General features: G+C 65.1%; 20 protein-coding genes. 17 read left to right on the forward strand and 3 right to left on the reverse strand.

Annotated elements, in window-relative coordinates; genetic code table 11:
- Nucleotides 1-30: 30 nt before the first annotated feature.
- The 7 genes from ACYRGX_RS12010 (at nucleotide 31) to ACYRGX_RS12040 (ending at nucleotide 4,864) form a co-directional block, all read left to right on the forward strand.
- Complete coding sequence (locus ACYRGX_RS12010) at nucleotides 31-771, forward strand: flagellar motor protein (RefSeq protein ID WP_473052709.1); 741 nt, start codon at nucleotides 31-33, stop codon at nucleotides 769-771.
- Nucleotides 771-1,649: a flagellar motor protein MotD gene (gene motD, locus ACYRGX_RS12015; protein WP_473052710.1), complete on the forward strand. Its 879-nt coding sequence runs from the start codon at nucleotides 771-773 to the stop codon at nucleotides 1,647-1,649. The genes ACYRGX_RS12010 and motD overlap by 1 nt, the downstream gene beginning before the upstream one ends.
- A 7-nt stretch (nucleotides 1,650-1,656) precedes the next feature.
- Nucleotides 1,657-2,445: a ParA family protein gene (locus ACYRGX_RS12020; protein WP_473052711.1), complete on the forward strand. Its 789-nt coding sequence runs from the start codon at nucleotides 1,657-1,659 to the stop codon at nucleotides 2,443-2,445.
- A gap of 71 nt (nucleotides 2,446-2,516) precedes the next feature.
- Nucleotides 2,517-3,287, forward strand: coding sequence for a CheW domain-containing protein (locus tag ACYRGX_RS12025; RefSeq protein ID WP_473052712.1), 771 nt, complete (start codon nucleotides 2,517-2,519; stop codon nucleotides 3,285-3,287).
- A gap of 113 nt (nucleotides 3,288-3,400) precedes the next feature.
- Nucleotides 3,401-3,880, forward strand: coding sequence for a chemotaxis protein CheW (locus ACYRGX_RS12030; RefSeq protein ID WP_473052713.1), 480 nt, complete (start codon nucleotides 3,401-3,403; stop codon nucleotides 3,878-3,880).
- A 22-nt stretch (nucleotides 3,881-3,902) separates the two neighbouring features.
- A complete protein-coding gene (locus ACYRGX_RS12035) occupies nucleotides 3,903-4,307 on the forward strand; it encodes a DUF2802 domain-containing protein (protein ID WP_473052714.1) in 405 nt (134 codons plus the stop codon).
- A gap of 119 nt (nucleotides 4,308-4,426) precedes the next feature.
- A complete protein-coding gene (locus ACYRGX_RS12040; RefSeq protein WP_473052715.1) occupies nucleotides 4,427-4,864 on the forward strand; it encodes a rhodanese-like domain-containing protein in 438 nt (145 codons plus the stop codon).
- A 4-nt stretch (nucleotides 4,865-4,868) separates the two neighbouring features.
- On the opposite strand, the gene ACYRGX_RS12045 is transcribed toward ACYRGX_RS12040, so the two are convergent.
- Together ACYRGX_RS12045 and fliK are read right to left on the reverse strand one after the other, a co-directional pair.
- Entirely contained in the window at nucleotides 4,869-5,186 is a 318-nt protein-coding gene (locus ACYRGX_RS12045) for an EscU/YscU/HrcU family type III secretion system export apparatus switch protein (protein WP_473052716.1), read from the reverse strand.
- Nucleotides 5,183-6,928, reverse strand: coding sequence for a flagellar hook-length control protein FliK (gene fliK, locus ACYRGX_RS12050; protein WP_473052717.1), 1,746 nt, complete (start codon nucleotides 6,926-6,928; stop codon nucleotides 5,183-5,185). Before fliK ends, ACYRGX_RS12045 begins: the two co-directional genes overlap by 4 nt.
- A gap of 382 nt (nucleotides 6,929-7,310) precedes the next feature.
- Between fliK and ccmA the strand changes: the two genes are divergently transcribed.
- The 10 genes from ccmA to ACYRGX_RS12100 all read left to right on the forward strand — a co-directional run bounded on the left by ccmA (nucleotide 7,311) and on the right by ACYRGX_RS12100 (nucleotide 14,763).
- A complete protein-coding gene (gene ccmA / locus ACYRGX_RS12055) occupies nucleotides 7,311-7,946 on the forward strand; it encodes a cytochrome c biogenesis heme-transporting ATPase CcmA (RefSeq protein WP_473052718.1) in 636 nt (211 codons plus the stop codon).
- A complete protein-coding gene (gene ccmB / locus ACYRGX_RS12060) occupies nucleotides 7,943-8,614 on the forward strand; it encodes a heme exporter protein CcmB (RefSeq protein WP_473052719.1) in 672 nt (223 codons plus the stop codon). Before ccmA ends, ccmB begins: the two co-directional genes overlap by 4 nt.
- Nucleotides 8,615-8,628: 14 nt before the next feature.
- Nucleotides 8,629-9,384, forward strand: coding sequence for a heme ABC transporter permease (locus tag ACYRGX_RS12065; RefSeq protein WP_473052720.1), 756 nt, complete (start codon nucleotides 8,629-8,631; stop codon nucleotides 9,382-9,384).
- Complete coding sequence (ccmD, locus tag ACYRGX_RS12070) at nucleotides 9,381-9,557, forward strand: heme exporter protein CcmD (RefSeq protein ID WP_473052721.1); 177 nt, start codon at nucleotides 9,381-9,383, stop codon at nucleotides 9,555-9,557. Before ACYRGX_RS12065 ends, ccmD begins: the two co-directional genes overlap by 4 nt.
- Entirely contained in the window at nucleotides 9,554-10,015 is a 462-nt protein-coding gene (ccmE, locus tag ACYRGX_RS12075; RefSeq protein WP_473052722.1) for a cytochrome c maturation protein CcmE, read from the forward strand. The genes ccmD and ccmE overlap by 4 nt, the downstream gene beginning before the upstream one ends.
- A complete protein-coding gene (locus tag ACYRGX_RS12080; protein ID WP_473052723.1) occupies nucleotides 10,012-11,985 on the forward strand; it encodes a heme lyase CcmF/NrfE family subunit in 1,974 nt (657 codons plus the stop codon). Before ccmE ends, ACYRGX_RS12080 begins: the two co-directional genes overlap by 4 nt.
- A complete protein-coding gene (locus tag ACYRGX_RS12085; protein WP_473052724.1) occupies nucleotides 11,982-12,515 on the forward strand; it encodes a DsbE family thiol:disulfide interchange protein in 534 nt (177 codons plus the stop codon). Before ACYRGX_RS12080 ends, ACYRGX_RS12085 begins: the two co-directional genes overlap by 4 nt.
- Nucleotides 12,512-13,000: a cytochrome c-type biogenesis protein gene (locus ACYRGX_RS12090; protein ID WP_473052725.1), complete on the forward strand. Its 489-nt coding sequence runs from the start codon at nucleotides 12,512-12,514 to the stop codon at nucleotides 12,998-13,000. Before ACYRGX_RS12085 ends, ACYRGX_RS12090 begins: the two co-directional genes overlap by 4 nt.
- A complete protein-coding gene (ccmI, locus tag ACYRGX_RS12095) occupies nucleotides 12,997-14,205 on the forward strand; it encodes a c-type cytochrome biogenesis protein CcmI (protein ID WP_473052726.1) in 1,209 nt (402 codons plus the stop codon). Before ACYRGX_RS12090 ends, ccmI begins: the two co-directional genes overlap by 4 nt.
- Before the next feature lie 258 nt (nucleotides 14,206-14,463).
- Nucleotides 14,464-14,763, forward strand: a complete 300-nt coding sequence (locus ACYRGX_RS12100; RefSeq protein WP_473052727.1) for a hypothetical protein — start codon at nucleotides 14,464-14,466, stop codon at nucleotides 14,761-14,763.
- A gap of 68 nt (nucleotides 14,764-14,831) precedes the next feature.
- Here ACYRGX_RS12100 and ACYRGX_RS12105 read toward each other — a convergent pair whose 3' ends face one another.
- On the reverse strand, nucleotides 14,832-16,286 hold the full coding sequence (locus ACYRGX_RS12105) for an SLC13 family permease (RefSeq protein WP_473052728.1): 1,455 nt from the start codon (nucleotides 16,284-16,286) through the stop codon (nucleotides 14,832-14,834).
- Between the last annotated feature and the right edge of the window lie 82 nt (nucleotides 16,287-16,368).

Below are 16,368 nucleotides of genomic sequence, written 5' to 3' on the forward strand. Positions count from 1 at the left end.
CTTTCCGTCCGCTTCCCGAGGGGGTTGCCGATGGATGTGTTGAGCCTGATCGGCATCATTCTCGCGCTGATCGCAATCATCGGCGGCAACTTCCTCGAAGGCGGCCACATCACTGCGCTGCTCAATGGGCCCGCGGCGCTGATCGTCCTGGGCGGCACGCTGGGGGCCTCGCTGCTGCAAACGCCCCTGCCGCAGTTCATGCGCGCCATGCGACAGCTGGCCTGGGTGCTGTTGCCGCCCCGGGTGGACATGGTCTCGGCGATCGATCAGGTCGTCGACTGGAGTACCAGTGCGCGCAAGGAGGGCTTGCTGGGGCTGGAGTCGGTAGCCGATGCCGAGCCGGACCCGTTCGCCCGCAAAGGCCTGCAACTGTTGGTCGACGGTGTTGAGCCGGAAGCGATTCGCGGCATTCTGGAGGTGGACATGCTCACCCAGGAGGAACGTGATCTCAACGCTGCCAAGGTGTTCGAAGGCATGGGTGGCTATGCGCCGACCATTGGCATCATCGGCGCGGTGATGGGCCTTATCCATGTGATGGGCAACCTGGCCGATCCGAGCCAGTTGGGTAGCGGTATCGCCGTCGCCTTCGTCGCTACGATCTACGGTGTCGGCACCGCCAACCTGTTTCTGCTGCCGATCGCGGCCAAGCTCAAGCACCTGGCAATGCGTCAGTCACGCTATCGGGAAATGCTCATCGAGGGCGTGATGTCCATTGCCGAGGGAGAGAATCCCCGCTCGATAGAACTCAAGCTGCGCGGATATCTGGACTGATGCCACGCCGTCGCAGCCGCGAGGAGCACCCCAACCACGAGCGTTGGCTGGTCTCCTACGCAGACTTCATCACCTTGCTTTTCGCTTTCTTCGTGGTGATGTACTCGATCTCCACGATCAACGAGGGCAAGTACAAGATCCTTTCCGAGACGCTGACCCAGGCGTTCAAGCAACCCGAGCAGGCGGCGGTCCCCATTGCCGTCGGCGATGAGTCGCCACGGACCATCGCACCGCAGGTCGGGAGCGAGCCGCTGCGTGGCGGCGGCGAGCGGGTCGACCCGTTGCAGCGTATCAATCAGCAGATACGCAATGCGTTCGCCGATCTGCTCGGCAACGACCAGATGACGATCCGTGCGACCGAGCAATGGATCGAGATCGAGCTGCCCTCCGGGCTGTTGTTTCCCAGCGGTGATGCCATTCCCAATGACGAGGCGTTCCAGATCGTGGAGCGCGTCGCCAGCATTCTCGCCCCCTACCAGAATCCCATCCAGGTCGAAGGCTTCACCGACAACCAGCCGATCAGCACGCCACGCTATCCCACCAACTGGGAACTCTCGGCGTCCCGTGCGGCCAGCATCGTACGCATGCTGGCGATGGGTGGGGTACAGCCGTCCAGGCTGGCCGCGGTAGGCTATGGTGAATTCAGTCCCGTGGCCGATAACGCCACGCCGACCGGGCGGGCCCGGAATCGCCGCGTAGTGCTGGTGATCTCTCGCAATCTGGACATCCGGCGACCGGCTGTAGGCGTGGAAAATGGCACGCAACCTGCTTCGGATGGTACATCCACAGCGCCGGTCTCTTCCGGCGTCAATGCTTTGTCGCCCGCTGCAGGTGGCGATCCGATTTCCCCGGCGACCGCTGTCGCTCCGGGAGGATGATGACGATATGAGAGTCTGGGCTATATCCAATCAGAAGGGTGGGGTGGGCAAGACCACTTCCTCGCTGGCATTGGCCGGCTTGTTGGCCGATGCCGGCAAGCGGGTACTGGTGGTCGACCTTGATCCCCATGGATCGATGACCAGCTACTTCGGGCATGACCCCGACACGCTGGAGCACAGCGCTTTCGACCTCTTTCAGCACCAGGGTGAGGTCCCGGCCGGACTGCCGCGCAGCCTCCTGCTGCCGACCAGCCACGAGGGCATCTCATTGCTGCCGTCGAGCACGGCGCTTGCCACGCTGGAGCGTCAATCTCCCGGCAAGAGCGGCCTGGGTCTGGTGATCTCCAAGGCACTGGCGCAGCTCTGGCAGGATTACGACCATGCCATCATCGACAGTCCTCCCTTGCTGGGCGTTCTGATGGTCAACGCCCTGGCGGCCAGTGCGCAGTTGGTGGTGCCGGTGCAGACCGAGTTTCTTGCAGTCAAGGGGCTGGAACGGATGATCAATACCCTGGGGATGATCAACCGCTCGCGGCGCCAAGCGCTGCCCTACCTGATCGTGCCGACGCTCTTCGACCGGCGGACCCAAGCGTCCTTGAGCACCTTGCGTCTGCTGCGCGACAGCTATCCTGACAATCTGTGGCACGGCTACATCCCGATCGATACGCGCCTGCGCGACGCCAGTCGGGCCGGGGTGGTGCCGTCACGCCTGGATGCTAACAGCAGGGGCGTGGTGGCCTACCGGGCCTTGTTGCGCCAACTGCTCGCGCAGTCGCCGGAAAGCCGCGTCGCCTGAATCGCACGGTTGGCTCAAGGCCACGCCGGCACGGCCGATACGATTAACAACACTTCTTGCGGATGCGTTCGATGAGTCAACCTGTCGCCCTCTCCAAGCGACCTCAACTGGCCCTGCAGTCTTACCTCGATGGGTTGCTGCAGGAGGCGACCGAGGACGCGATCAGCAGCGTCAGCGCCGAAGAGTTCCAGGCTGCGGTGCAGGAGGAGCGCTTGCGCGATACGTCTACGGTCAGCGTGACACCCGTCGCCGCGCCCGTTGTATTGCTCAAACCCATGATCGTGGAGCCGCCCGCGGCTCCGGTCGAGGTCGCGCCGGTTATCGACGAGCCTGCCGTGGTCGAGGCCAGCGCGGCGCCGCAAACGCCTCCACCGATGAGCTTCGAGGCACGTCCGAGCTGGGCCGACGAGCCCTTCGAATGCCTGCTGTTCGATGTCGCCGGATTGACCCTCGCCGTGCCCCTGGTCAGCCTGGGGACCATTCACAGCCTCGAAGGGCAGGAGCTGACGCCGTTGTTCGGACAGCCGTCCTGGTTCCTCGGTCTGCTGCCCGGGGAGGGTAGCAGCCTGAAGGTGCTGGATACCGCGCGCTGGGTAATGCCCGAGCGTTATCGGGACGATTTGCGTGAAGGATTGCAGTACGTGATTTCCGTCGAGGGCTACGACTGGGGGCTGGCGGTCCATCAGGTCAGCCGCTCGGTGCGTCTGGATCCCGCCGATGTGAAATGGCGCGTGAGTCGTGGCCAGAGACCCTGGCTCGCGGGTACTGTCATCGAGCACATGTGTGCACTGCTGGACGTGGCAGCGCTGGCTCGGTTGGTGGTGGCAGGCGGGCGTAGCTGATTAGAGACAGATGGTTGCTTTGCAAAGGCGGCTCGCGCAGAGTGCGTGCCAGGGGATGACGGACGTGGATAGGCCACGCTGACCGCATCGCAATACGAAAAAGAGGCTTGGCTATGAAAAACACCTCAGGGCAGGGAGCCGACGATCCGATCCTGCAGTGGGTTACCTTCCGTCTCGATAACGAGACCTACGGCATCAACGTGATGCAGGTCCAGGAGGTGTTGCGCTATACCGAGATCGCTCCGGTGCCGGGTGCGCCCAGCTATGTGCTCGGGATCATCAACCTGCGCGGTAACGTGGTCACCGTGATCGACACGCGTCAGCGCTTCGGTCTGGACTCGAGCGAAGTCACCGACAACACGCGCATCGTCATCATCGAGGCGGACAAGCAGGTCGTCGGCATTCTCGTCGATAGCGTCGCAGAGGTCGTCTACCTGCGCCAGTCGGAGATCGAGACCGCGCCGAACGTGGGTAACGACGAATCCGCGAAATTCATCCAGGGCGTCTGCAACAAGAACGGCGAGCTGCTGATCCTCGTCGAGCTGGACAAGATGATGAGCGAGGAAGAATGGTCGGAGCTGGAAAGCCTCTGATTATTTCGCGGAGAAAAGCGCGATGCTGATCGCCATGCTCTGCCTGTTTCTGTTGGTCAGTCTGGCGCTGGGAGGCATCTGTCTTCAGTTGCACCGGCGCCTGCAGGCCCAGGCCCAGGCCCAGGCTCGCCATGATGCCCAGCGCGACGCGCGTTTGCGTGAGCTGAGCAAGCGCCTGGATGCCTACTTGACGGGCAGCATACGCATGGGCGAGGAGCTCGAGGAATTGCGCCGCACCGTGGCGCCGTTACCGGACAAGCTGACGCGCATGGAGCAGCGCGATCCCTCGGCGTTGTCCTTTACCCAGGCTGCCCGCCTGGTAGGCCTGGGCGCCAGCAGCGATGACCTTACCCAGGCGTGCGGCCTGAGCAAGGCAGAGGCGGAACTGGTCGCCAAGCTTCATCAGGGGCGCCGCCCGGCGGGTTGAGTAGGGCCGTTCGTCCTTTCGCGCGAACCCCTCTGATCCGCGGTGTTCGTACCTCTAACGGACCCAGTGGCGCGTCGGCAAGCGATGCACGTCATATGGCTGGTCCGAGGAGGATCACCATGCTGCGCATCCTGCTTATCACCTTTTGCGTCAGTGGTTTCGCCGGCTGGGCTCAGGCTGGCGAGGCGCCCGAGCATATTCCCGGTGCGATGACGATCGACGTGATGCAGGCCAAGCGTCTGCATGAACTGGGTGCGGTCTTCATCGACGTGCGGCCGTCGCGCGAGTGGAGCTGGGGACATGTGCAGGGCGCGGTGCATTTGGACATGCGCGAGCGCTTCGCCGGCCTTGCGCGTCCAGAATGGCCGCGCGACGTACCGCTGGTGATCTACGCCGACAGCGAGTTGGGCCCGCTTGGAGCGCTAGCCAGTGCCATGGCGGTGGAGTGGGGCTATCAGCAGGTGTTCTACTTCCGTTCCGGCTACTTTGCCTGGCAGCTGTTCGACTTCCCGCTGGGACGTGGACTGGAAGGCGAGGCCATCGCCGGTAATCCCTGAAAGTCTACTTCGACGGGCCACTGAGCAGCGGGACGTTGGGGGACGGCGCGTCCTCCCTGCCAGTGCTGGCCGGCGCCTTGCCCTTGAGGTACCAGGCGAACGCGATGATTTCGGCAACGGTGCGATACAGCGGCTCGGGAATGGCATCGCCCAGTTCCAGTCGCGCTAGCAGGCGCACCAGGTCCGCGTTCTCATAGATCGGTACCTCATGCTCGCGGGCGATGGCCAGGATGGCTTCGGCCAGGGCGTCATCGCCTTTGGCGCTCAGGCTAGGCGCGTTGCTGCCGTCGTAATGCAGGGCGATGGCTTGGCGAGTCGTCATGCGGTTTCATCCACCCAGCGTTTTCGAATGTCGGTCGTCGGGCCACGCGGTGGCATGCCTTGTCGCGAGGCAAGCTCACCGACTTCCAGGCCGGCGCTATTGAGGCGTTCGCGCAGGTGCTGCAGTTCCCTGTCGATCAGTTGGGCCGTTTCGGCGCGCTCTGCCCAGAACTGGCTGGAAAGGCTGCCCTGCATCAGTTGCGCCTGGACCTGCAGCGGCCCCAGTGGAGCCAGATCGAAGGCGAGGTCCAGCCTCCAGATTGCCTGCATCGGGTCCCGGCGGTCGCGCTCCGACTCGTTGGCTGAGGGCTCCTCCTTCTGCAGGCGCATTTGAAGGGGCACCAGATCCTGCCGGTCGCGGATGGGGATTTCCAGTTGCCAGGTGGTGACCTGGTTGCCATCCGCCGTTTGCTGCGTCTGCGCCAGGCTCGACAGTTGATGCGTCTGGAGTCGTGCGAGGGCGCCGAGTAGCAGCTTGAGCAAGCCGTCGTCTTCCTCGGGCTCCCCGTCACTTTTGGCTTGCGCCATGGCGCGACTGGCCAGCGGGAAGCGGGCGCTACCCATTTGCAACTGCTCGTCGCGGCCGAGCAGCCCCAGCGCACTGCGTAGCGCACCTGGCAGCATCTGTGCCTGGCTCATTACGTTGGAGAGCGCCAAAGGGTTGCTGCCGGTCGGGGCCAGTTGCGCGAGCAGTTTCAGCAAGCCCGCCTTGATGTCGCCGGAGGCATCGCTCGCCGGCCTCTGCAGCAGCCGTGGCTCGAGGAAATTGCCGCTGTTCTGCAAGGCCTTCGCGACACCCTCGGGATCGCTCATCTGGCTGGAACTCGGCAGGCTGGCGAGCAGTTTGTCGATGCCTGCGCGTAGGGGGGATTGTGCATCCTCCGCGCCGGCGGCGCGCCTGAACAGCGCGCGCAGCAGCCCATCCAGAGAGCCCTGGCGGGACAGTTGGTTAGCCAACTGGCGAGATACCTCGAGTTGATCCAGTTGTGCCGTGAGCGGTTGCATGACCAGCGTATGGTCGTCCTGCACGCGAGCGATGAGTTGGCTGCCCAGGGCCATCGGCCGGCTGCTGTCCAGGGCCAGGCGCGCACCGGTTTGCGGTCCGTCGAGCAGGCTGACGATCAATCGAAAGGTGTTGCCGCCTTCCTGCGCGACGCTGCTCTGCACCTGCGCGCGCACGGTGCTGCCGGCGGGCAGTTGCTGCAGATCGAGACGCGTCTGCACGCGAGGGGTGTCGATGTCGGGGGCGCTGCCGGTCTCGCCAACCTGCAGGCTGGCGAGCAGCGTCTTGGCGCTGGTGGCGACCAGGGTCAGGTTGGTGCCCTGATCCAGCGCCCGGTTACTGCTCGCCTGCACGGTGGTCTGTTGGCCGTTGGCCAAGGTCATCCGCAGCATCAGGAGAAAGTTCTGTGCCTGCTCGCGAACTTCGACGACCTGCGCACGCACGCTATCTCCGGGCAGCAGATCACCCTCCAGTGGCTGGCTCAGTTTGAGCAGGACCTCACTGGCGGCGGCATTTAGCCGCAGACTCTGGCTGGCCAGGTTGGCCGAGGACGGACCGTTGATGGTCGACATGGGTTCAGCGGGTAGCTCCAGGCCGGCTTCGTGGAGTGCCTGCAGCAGCAAACTGGATAGACCGCTGCTGCGCAGGCTCAGGGTATCTGGTTTGAGGGTGGAGAGCACGTCGGCTGCGGTGGCCGCGGCGCTCGCGCCGCTCAGTGAGGAGGCGCTGTTGGGCTTCACCCGGGAGGCCAGGGAGGGACTTGGGGTGCTGTCCGTGGACAGCGGTTCGCTGATCGCGAAAGGGGGCGATGCACGACAACGGTTACCTCCTCGACGGGTCTTGTTCCGGCGTAGCGAGACGGGCATTCACAAGCTGTCGTAAATGCTCCGCTCGATGGGGGAGGGTGGCATGTATAATGCCGCCCCGGTTGGACCGGGCAAGGCCTGTCCTGCCGAGTATAGCGGCCTGCGCTTCGGCTTCTTGAGCCGGGCGTCGGGCTTGTTGGACGCGGGGGCGTTTTTCACCCTCCGCGTTCGTCGACCGGATGCCAGATCCACTCGGCAGTGCTGTGCCGGGTGCAAGCACCCGGAAACCCAACCGCTGACAGGACCTGGCCCAGCCGTGACCGACGCCTTCCTGGAAACCCTGTCGCTGAGTTGCGAACGCGATGGACGCCTGTTGTTCGAGGCGCTCGATCTGCAACTGCGACCCTGCGAAATGCTGCAGATCGCCGGCCCCAACGGCAGCGGCAAGACCAGCTTGCTGCGCCTGCTGGCTGCGTTGATGCAGCCCACTTCCGGCGAGATCCGACTGCAGGGCCGGCGTCTGTCCGAACAGCGCGAGGCGCTCGCGCGTAATCTGCTGTGGATCGGCCATGCCGCGGGTATCAAGGGCTTGCTGAGCGCCGAGGAAAACCTCGCCTGGTTGTGTGCGCTGCATCGTCCGGCCAGCCGCGAGCAGATCTGGGACGCGCTGCAGGCCGTCGGTCTGCGCGGCTTCGAGGATGTGCCCTGTCATACGCTCTCGGCCGGGCAGCAGCGTCGTGTGGGGCTGGCGCGGCTGTACCTGCCGGCTCCGCCGCTGTGGATTCTCGACGAACCCTTCACCGCCCTCGACGTCCAGGCTGTCGCCCAACTGGAGGCGCACCTGGCGCAGCACTGCGAGAGCGGCGGGCTGGTGGTGCTCACCACACACCACCACCTGGGTATCCGTCCCGGCGGTTACCGGGTGCTTGATCTGGGACAGGCTGTCGCATGAGCAACGTGTTTACCCTGCTGGTGCTGCGTGAGGCACGCATTCTTTGCCGTCGCCCGGCGGAGCTGGCCAATCCGCTGGTGTTCTTCGCCATCGTGATTGCGTTGTTCCCGCTGGCGGTTGGACCGGAGACGCAATTGCTGCAGACGCTGTCTCCAGGTTTGGTATGGGTGGCGGCGCTGCTCGCAGTGTTGCTCTCACTGGACGGACTGTTCCGTAGCGATTTCGAGGATGGATCACTGGAACAATGGTTGCTTTCGCCCCATCCGCTATCGTTGCTGGTTTTGGCGAAGGTCTTCGCCCATTGGTTGTTTTCCGGTCTGGCGCTGGTGCTGCTGTCGCCGCTGCTGGCACTGATGCTGGGCTTGCCGCCGCGCTGCCTGCCGGTGCTGCTCGCCTCGCTGGCGCTCGGCACGCCGGTGCTGAGCCTGCTCGGCGCGGTCGGGGCAGCGTTGACGGTGGGCCTCAAGCGCGGTGGCTTGCTGCTGGCGCTGCTGATCCTGCCGTTGTATATCCCGGTGCTGATCCTGGGCAGTGGCGCGCTGCAGGCCTCGTTGCAGGGGCTGGGGGCGAGCGGGCAGCTGTTGTGGATGGCCAGCCTGGCAGTGCTGTCGGTGACCCTGGCGCCTTTCGCCATCGCGGCGGGTCTCACCATCAGCGTGGGCGAGTGAGAGAGTAGTAGTCGATGAACTGGACATGGTTTCACAAGCTGGGCTCGCCCAAGTGGTTCTACACCTTGAGTGGTCGCTGGCTGCCCTGGCTGGCGATGGCCGCAGCGCTGTTGATCGGCGTCGGCCTGGTCTGGGGTTTGGCCTTCGCGCCGCCGGATTACCAGCAGGGCAACAGCTTTCGCATCATCTACATCCATGTGCCGGCGGCATTCCTCGCCCAGAGTTGCTATGTGATGCTCGCGGTCGCAGGCATCGTCGGTCTGGTCTGGAAGATGAAGCTGGCTGACGTCGCCCTGCAGCAGGCTGCTCCCATCGGGGCCTGGATGACCTTCATCGCGCTGTTCACCGGTGCCGTCTGGGGCCGTCCGACCTGGGGCGCCTGGTGGGTCTGGGACGCTCGCCTGACCTCGATGCTGATCCTGCTGTTCCTGTACTTCGGGATCATCGCCCTGGGCCAGGCGATCAGCAATCGCGACAGCGCAGCCAAGGCCTGCGCCGTGCTGGCCATCGTCGGTGTGGTGAACATCCCGATCATCAAATACTCGGTGGAGTGGTGGAACACCCTGCACCAGCCGGCCACCTTCACCCTGACCGAGAAGCCGGCGATGCCCGCCTCGATGTGGCTGCCGATGCTGATCATGGTGCTGGGCTTCTACTGCTTCTTCGCCGCCATGCTGCTGGTGCGCATGCGTCTGGAAATCCTCCGCCGCGAGGCGCGTGCCAGTTGGGTGAAAGAAGAGATCGGTCTGCTGCTGGAGAAGAACCGGTGAGTTTTTCCTCGTTCTCCGAATTCCTCGCCATGGGCAACCATGGCCTCTATGTGTGGACGGCCTATGGCGTGAGCCTGGTCGTGCTGGCGATCAACGTCGCCGGGCCATTGCTGGCCCGCCGGCGCTACCTGCAGGAAGAGGCGCGTCGTCTGCGCCGGGAGCGTTCCAAGTGAATCCTGTCCGTAAGAAACGCCTGTACATCGTGCTCGCCATCCTGGTCGGCGTCGGTGCTGCGACCACCCTGGCGCTGTCGGCACTCAACGAGAACATCAACCTGTTCTACACCCCGACCCAGATCGCCGACGGCGAGGCGCCCCAGGGCGCGCGCATTCGTGCCGGTGGCCTAGTGGAGAAGGGCTCGCTGCAGCGTGCCTCGGATTCGCTGGAAGTACGCTTCCTGATTACCGATGGAGCCCGCGAGGTAGGCGTGCGCTACCAGGGCATCCTGCCTGATCTGTTTCGCGAGGGGCAGGGCATCGTCGCTCTCGGGCGTGTGGAGAACGGTGAGCTGATCGCCGACGAGGTGCTCGCCAAGCACGACGAGAAGTACATGCCGCCGGAAGTGGCCCAGGCCCTGGAGAAGAGCGGCATGATGAAGCATTACGAGTCGGGCAAGGAGGCGGTGCAATGATCCCCGAGCTCGGCCACCTCGCGCTGATTCTGGCGCTGTGCATGGCGGTGGTCCAGGCTACGCTGCCGATGATTGGCGCCTGGCGTGGCGATCGCCAGTGGATGAGCCTGGCGCAGCCGGCGGCCTGGGGGCAGTTCGCCTTTCTCAGCTTCGCCTTCGCCTGCCTCGCCTGGGCGTTCATCAGCGATGACTTCTCGGTGGCCTATGTCGCCAGCAACTCCAACAGCGCGTTGCCCTGGTACTACAAGTTCAGCGCCGTCTGGGGTGCCCACGAAGGCTCGCTGCTGTTGTGGGCCTGGATCCTGGGCGGCTGGACCTTCGCCGTGTCGATCTTCTCCCGGCAACTGCCGGAAGTGATGCTGGTGCGCGTGCTCTCGGTGATGGGCATGATCGCCACCGGTTTCATGCTGTTCCTGATCATCACGTCCAACCCCTTCGAGCGCCTGCTGCCACAGGCGCCCACGGATGGTCGCGACCTGAATCCGCTGCTGCAGGACTTCGGCCTGATCGTCCATCCGCCGATGCTCTACATGGGCTACGTGGGCTTTTCCGTGGTGTTCGCCTTCGCCATCGCCGCGCTGCTCGGCGGCAAGCTGGACGCCGCCTGGGCGCGCTGGTCGCGTCCGTGGACGCTGGTCGCCTGGGCCTTCCTCGGCGTGGGCATCGTGCTCGGCTCCTGGTGGGCCTACTACGAGCTCGGCTGGGGTGGCTGGTGGTTCTGGGACCCGGTAGAGAACGCCTCCTTCATGCCCTGGTTGGTCGGTTCGGCGCTGTTGCACTCGCTGGCGGCGACCGAGAAACGCGGCGTGTTCAAGAGCTGGACGGTGCTGCTGGCGATCGCCGCGTTCTCACTGAGCCTGCTGGGCACCTTCCTGGTCCGTTCGGGCGTCCTCACCTCGGTACACGCGTTCGCATCCGATCCGGAGCGCGGGGTATTCATCCTCGCCTTCCTGCTGGTGGTGGTGGGCAGTTCGTTGACGCTGTTCGCCCTGCGCGCACCGGTGGTACGCAGCCAGGTCGGATTCGGACTGTGGTCACGGGAGACGCTGCTGCTGGTGAACAACCTGATCCTGGTCGTCGCGGCTTCTACCATCCTGCTGGGCACACTCTATCCGCTGCTGCTCGATGCGATCTCCGGAGCCAAGCTGTCGGTCGGCCCTCCTTACTTCAATGCGCTGTTCCTGCCGCTGATGGCACTGTTGATGTTGGCCCTGGCCGTGGGCGTGCTGGTGCGCTGGAAGGACACGCCGCTGAAATGGCTCGGCAACATGCTCGCGCCGGTGCTGATCGCCGCTGTGGTGCTCGGCGCGCTGGGCGCCTGGCTGTTTGGTGACTTCCACTGGGCAGTGCTGGCGGTCTTCTGCCTGGCCGCCTGGGTGGTGTTGGCGGGGGCTCGCGACCTGCTCGACAAGACTCGCCACAAAGGCCTGTGGAAGGGCGCCCGCGGCCTTCCGCGCAGTTACTGGGGCATGCAACTGGCGCACCTGGGGATTGCCGTTTGTGCCTTGGGGATCGTGCTCTCCAGCCAGTACAGCGCCGAGCGTGACCTGCGCATGGCGCCAGGCGACAGCGTGGAAATGGCCGGCTACCGCTTCCGTTTCGAAGGCGTGGATCACCGGGAAGGCCCTAACTTCACCTCCGACCGCGGGCATATCCGTGTTTTGCGGGGCGATCGTGAAGTGGCCCTGCTGCATCCCGAGAAGCGTCTCTACACCGTGCAGCGTTCGATGATGACCGAGGCGGGCATCGACGCCGGGCTCACCCGCGATCTGTACGTGGCCCTTGGCGAGCCGCTGGAGAACGGGGCCTGGGCGGTGCGCCTGCACGTCAAGCCGTTCGTCCGCTGGATCTGGCTCGGCGGCCTGATGATGGGCTTCGGTGGGCTGCTTGCGGCCCTCGACCGGCGCTACCGGGTCAAGGTGCGTAGCCGCGTACGCGAGGCGATTGGCCTCGAAGGGGCCCAGGCATGAGACGCGCGATCCTGCTGTTGCCGCTGGTCATCTTCCTGGTGGTCGCCGGCTTTCTCGCCCGTGGCCTTTGGCTCGATCCCACGGAGCTTCCCTCGGCGCTGATCGGCAAGCCATTGCCGGAGTTCGCGCTGAAGAGCGTCGATGAGCCTGAGCGCGCGCTGACCCGTGCCGACCTGATCGGCCAGCCGGTGATGATCAACGTCTGGGCCACCTGGTGCCCGACCTGCCGCGACGAGCACGCCATGCTCAACAAGCTGGCGGAGCAGGGTGTGCGTATCTACGGCATCAACTACAAAGACGATGTCGAGGCGGCGCGCCGCTGGCTGGCCGAGTACGGCAATCCCTATCAGATCGACATCGCCGACCCCGAGGGCAGCCTCGGCCTGGACCTGGGTGTCTATGGCGCGCCGGAGACCTTCCTGGTCGATCGCCACGGGGTGATTCGCTACAAGCACGTCGGCGAAGTCAACGAGCGTGTCTGGCGTGACACCCTGGCCGCGCAATGGGCGCAGCTGCAGGAGGACCAATGAAACGTCTGCTGGCAGCTGCCTGCCTGGGCCTGGCGCTGGCCAGCGCTGCCCAGGCGGCCATCGATACCTACGAGTTTTCCAGCGATGCCAATCGCGAGCGCTTCTCCGAGCTGACCCGCGAATTGCGTTGCCCGAAGTGCCAGAACCAGGATATCGCCGACTCCAACGCGCCGATTGCCACCGATCTGCGCCGACAGATCCATGAGCAGCTCGAGGCGGGGCGCAGCGACGCACAGATCGTCGACTACATGGTCGATCGCTACGGTGAGTTCGTCCGCTACAAGCCGCCAGTCGAAGCACGCACCGTGCTGCTCTGGTTCGGTCCAGCCGCCGCCTTGCTCGGCGGCATTCTCATCCTGGCCTTGATCGTCCTGCGCCGCCGCCGCGATTCCGGCACCCTCGAAACAGGGCTTTCCGCTGCCGAACGGGCACGCCTGGACGAACTCACCGCTCAACTCTCCCGGGACAAAGACTCCGCACCATGACCGATTTCTGGCTTGCCGCCGGCCTGCTGCTACTCGTCGCACTGGCCTTTCTGCTGTTGCCCCTGGTGCGTGGTCGCCGTGCCCAGACCGAAGAAGATCGTACCGCGCTGAATGTCGCGCTCTACCAGGAACGCCTGGCCGAACTCGATGCCCAGCATGCCGCGGGCAGTCTGTCGGCTGAGGCGCTGAAGGCCGGGCGTGACGAAGCGGCGCGGGAGTTGCTCGCCGATACGGAAGGCGCCGAGCGCGTCAGTGTCTCGCGCCTGGGGCGCGCCGTGCCGATGGCGGTGGCCCTGCTGGTGCCGGTGGTGGGCTATGGTCTCTACCTGCACTGGGGCGCCAGCGACCGTGTCGAGCTGTCCCGCGAATTGGCCGTCGCGCCGCGTTCGCTGGCGGAGATGACGGCCCGCCTGGAGCGTACCGTGCAGGCCCAGCCGGAATCCGCGCAGGGTTGGTACTTCCTCGGCCGCACCTACATGGCCCAGGAACGCGCCAGCGATGCGGCGCGAGCCTTCGCCCAGGCGATTCAGGTCGGTGGGCGTCAGCCGGAGCTGCTTGGACAGCTTGCCCAGGCGCTGTACTTTGCCGGCAACAAGCAGTGGAACGAACAGATCCAGACGCTCACCGACGAGGCGCTGGCCGCCGATCCGGGCGAGGTTACCAGCCTGGGGCTCCTGGGGATCGCTGCTTTCGAGTCCGCCCGTTATCAGGATGCCATCGGTTTCTGGCAGCGCCTGATCGACGTGCTGCCGCCCCAGGATCCCTCCCGTGAGGCGATTGCTGGCGGTATCGCGCGGGCGCGCAAGGAGCTGGGTGACGCGGCCCCGGCGGTTGCCGAGCAGGGTGCCGCACTGCATCTGAAGGTGGAGCTTGGTGCGGCGGCGCGTGCCCACGTGAAACCCGGCGACAGCGTATTCGTCTTCGCGCGGGTGCCGGGCGGCCCGCCGATGCCGCTGGCGGCCAAGCGTCTGAGCGTTGCGGACTTGCCAGCCGAGGTGACCCTGAGCGATGCCGATGCCATGCTGCCGCAAATGAAGCTGTCCGCCTTCGAACAGGTCGAGGTGGTCGCGCGCGTGTCCCGCGAGGGTAATGCCAGCGCGGGCGAGTGGGTCGGGCGTACGCCATTGCTGTCGACCAAGTTGAGCGAACCCCAGGCGTTGAGCATCGACCGAGCGGATCAGGTGCAGCAACCTCAACAGAACTAAGGCTGGCGAGAACGCAGGGCGGTCATTCGCGGTTCGCGAATGAAACCCCAATAGGCCCTGGCATCGACAAAGCGCGTGGTGGCGTTGTCCAATCAGCAGATCCCAGCCTTGGAGTTCCGGATGATCGCCGCCCAGCCCCTGCGTCCACTCACCCTGATGTTCTGCTGTGCATTGCTTGCCGCCTGCGCGGGACGTAGTGCTCCGCCCACCTCGGGGGAGCCCGTTCCTCCTCCTCCTCCGGCAGGCACGCCGGCGCCGTTGCCCGCGCCCGAGCCGTCCCGCCCGGTCATCACGCCTGCGCCTGGCCAACCTGCCGCCAGCGAAGGCAGCTCGCGTTGCAGCCATCCGCGCTATGCGCCGCCGCCGGGTACGCGCTCCTGCTGGGATGGCGCGTTAGGGGTGTACCGCGTAGAGGGCGCAGAACTCTTCTACCGTCAGCGGGTGTTCTACCGTTGGGATGGACAGTGGTACTCCGCCGGTAGCGCCGGTGGCCCTTGGGAAGCGACCGCTGTGTTCAGCGTGCCACCGGGACTGCGCTCGCTGCACGGCGGCCAATAAGGACCGCCAGGTGACTCTCGCGTAACTGGGGGAGGACAGCGGTAGCGCTGTCCTCCCGTGGCTTGCATTCAGCTCCAGATCACGCCTACCAGCAGATAGCACAGACCGGTGACCAACAGGGTGCCGAAGATGTTGATGGCGAAGCCTGCCCTGATCATCCGCGAGATGGGCATGTGCCCGGTGCCGAAGACGATGGCGTTGGGTGGGGTGGCCACCGGCATCATGAAGGCGCAGCTGGCGGCAATGGCCGCGGGAATCGCCAACATCTCCGGGCTCATGCCCTGTGAGACCGCGAGCGCGCCGAGCAGCGGCAGGAAGGCGGCAGCCGTCGCGGTGTTCGAGGTGATCTCGGTGAGCATGATGATCACGAAGGTCACCAGGCCGAGCATCAGGATCAGCGGCAGTGTGCCGAAAACACCGAGGCCCTGGGCGATCCAGTCCGCCAGTCCCGAAGCGCTGATCGCACCGGCCAGCGAAAGGCCGCCACCGAACAGCAACAGCACGCCCCAGGGCGCCTTGTTGGCGGTTGGCCAGTCCATCAGGAACACGCGCTCCTTGATGTCTACCGGAATCAGGAACAGCGCCAGTGCCGCGGCCATGGCGATGCTGGTGTCGTTGACACCGCTGACCAGTCCCGCCAGCAGCGGTTGGAACACCCAGGCCGCGGAGGCCAGCAGGAAGACCACGGCGACCCACTTCTCGCCGCGGCTCATGGGCCCGAGTTCGCTCATTTCCTTTTGCAGCAGTTCGCGGCTGTCGTTGCCCTTGAGCTTGAAGCCGCCCAGGGTCAGCCACCACCAGATGAACACGAGCATGCCCAGAGCGACCGGCAAACCGAGCAGCATCCACTGGCCGAAGCCGATGTGGATGTCGTAGTTGTCACGCAGGAAGGCCGCGAGCAGGGCATTGGGCGGGGTGCCGATGAGGGTGGCGATACCGCCCACGCTGGCGGCGTAGGCGATGCCCAGCAGCAGCGCGCTGGCGAAGCGCTCGCGCTCGGCCGGTTCGCTGTCGTGTACCAGCAGGCCGATTACCGACAGGCCGATGGGCAGCATCATGATGCTCGTCGCGGTGTTGCTCACCCACATGCTGATGAAGGCGGTGGCGAGCATGAACCCGGCGATCTGCCGACTGGGCTTGCCGCCCACCGCCAGCAACGTGGCCAGGGCGATACGCTTGTGCAGGTTCCAGCGCTGCATCGCCAGGCCGAGGATGAAACCGCCGAGGAACAGGAAGATGGTGGCGTTGGCGTAGGGCGACGTGGCCTTGGCCAGGTCGGAAATCCCCAGTACCGGGATCAGCAGGATCGGCAGCAGCGAGGTAGCTGGGATCGGAATGGCCTCCGTGGACCACCAGACGCCCATCAGCAGGGCCAGTCCGAGCGTATTCCAGGCGGCGCGGGAGAGCTCGCCGGGCGGATCGCTGAGCAGGCACAGCAGTAGCAGAATGGGGCCCAGGAAGAGGCCGATCCAGGCGGCCAGGGACGAACCTGGTTGTTCCTCGTGCTTGATTTCAGTGGTCATTGTCATTGTTTCCTTGCATGAACTCGTACGCGGCGGTCGGACGCAGCGCAGCCAGGCATGATCCGCTCCCGATGCGCCATTG

The organism is Pseudomonas sp. R4-15 (assembly GCF_055768815.1).

Bases quoted from the DNA above. Each gene is read 5' to 3' on its own strand.
- ACYRGX_RS12010 (WP_473052709.1), top strand. From the start codon at position 31: ATGGATGTGTTGAGCCTGATCGGCATCATTCTCGCGCTGATCGCAATC.
- motD (WP_473052710.1), top strand. From the start codon at position 771: ATGCCACGCCGTCGCAGCCGCGAGGAGCACCCCAACCACGAGCGTTGG.
- ACYRGX_RS12020 (WP_473052711.1), top strand. From the start codon at position 1,657: ATGAGAGTCTGGGCTATATCCAATCAGAAGGGTGGGGTGGGCAAGACC.
- ACYRGX_RS12025 (WP_473052712.1), top strand. From the start codon at position 2,517: ATGAGTCAACCTGTCGCCCTCTCCAAGCGACCTCAACTGGCCCTGCAG.
- ACYRGX_RS12030 (WP_473052713.1), top strand. From the start codon at position 3,401: ATGAAAAACACCTCAGGGCAGGGAGCCGACGATCCGATCCTGCAGTGG.
- ACYRGX_RS12035 (WP_473052714.1), top strand. From the start codon at position 3,903: ATGCTGATCGCCATGCTCTGCCTGTTTCTGTTGGTCAGTCTGGCGCTG.
- ACYRGX_RS12040 (WP_473052715.1), top strand. From the start codon at position 4,427: ATGCTGCGCATCCTGCTTATCACCTTTTGCGTCAGTGGTTTCGCCGGC.
- ACYRGX_RS12045 (WP_473052716.1), bottom strand. From the start codon at position 5,186: ATGACGACTCGCCAAGCCATCGCCCTGCATTACGACGGCAGCAACGCG.
- ccmB (WP_473052719.1), top strand. From the start codon at position 7,943: ATGAGCAACGTGTTTACCCTGCTGGTGCTGCGTGAGGCACGCATTCTT.
- ACYRGX_RS12065 (WP_473052720.1), top strand. From the start codon at position 8,629: ATGAACTGGACATGGTTTCACAAGCTGGGCTCGCCCAAGTGGTTCTAC.
- ACYRGX_RS12080 (WP_473052723.1), top strand. From the start codon at position 10,012: ATGATCCCCGAGCTCGGCCACCTCGCGCTGATTCTGGCGCTGTGCATG.
- ACYRGX_RS12085 (WP_473052724.1), top strand. From the start codon at position 11,982: ATGAGACGCGCGATCCTGCTGTTGCCGCTGGTCATCTTCCTGGTGGTC.
- ACYRGX_RS12090 (WP_473052725.1), top strand. From the start codon at position 12,512: ATGAAACGTCTGCTGGCAGCTGCCTGCCTGGGCCTGGCGCTGGCCAGC.
- ccmI (WP_473052726.1), top strand. From the start codon at position 12,997: ATGACCGATTTCTGGCTTGCCGCCGGCCTGCTGCTACTCGTCGCACTG.
- ACYRGX_RS12105 (WP_473052728.1), bottom strand. From the start codon at position 16,286: ATGACCACTGAAATCAAGCACGAGGAACAACCAGGTTCGTCCCTGGCC.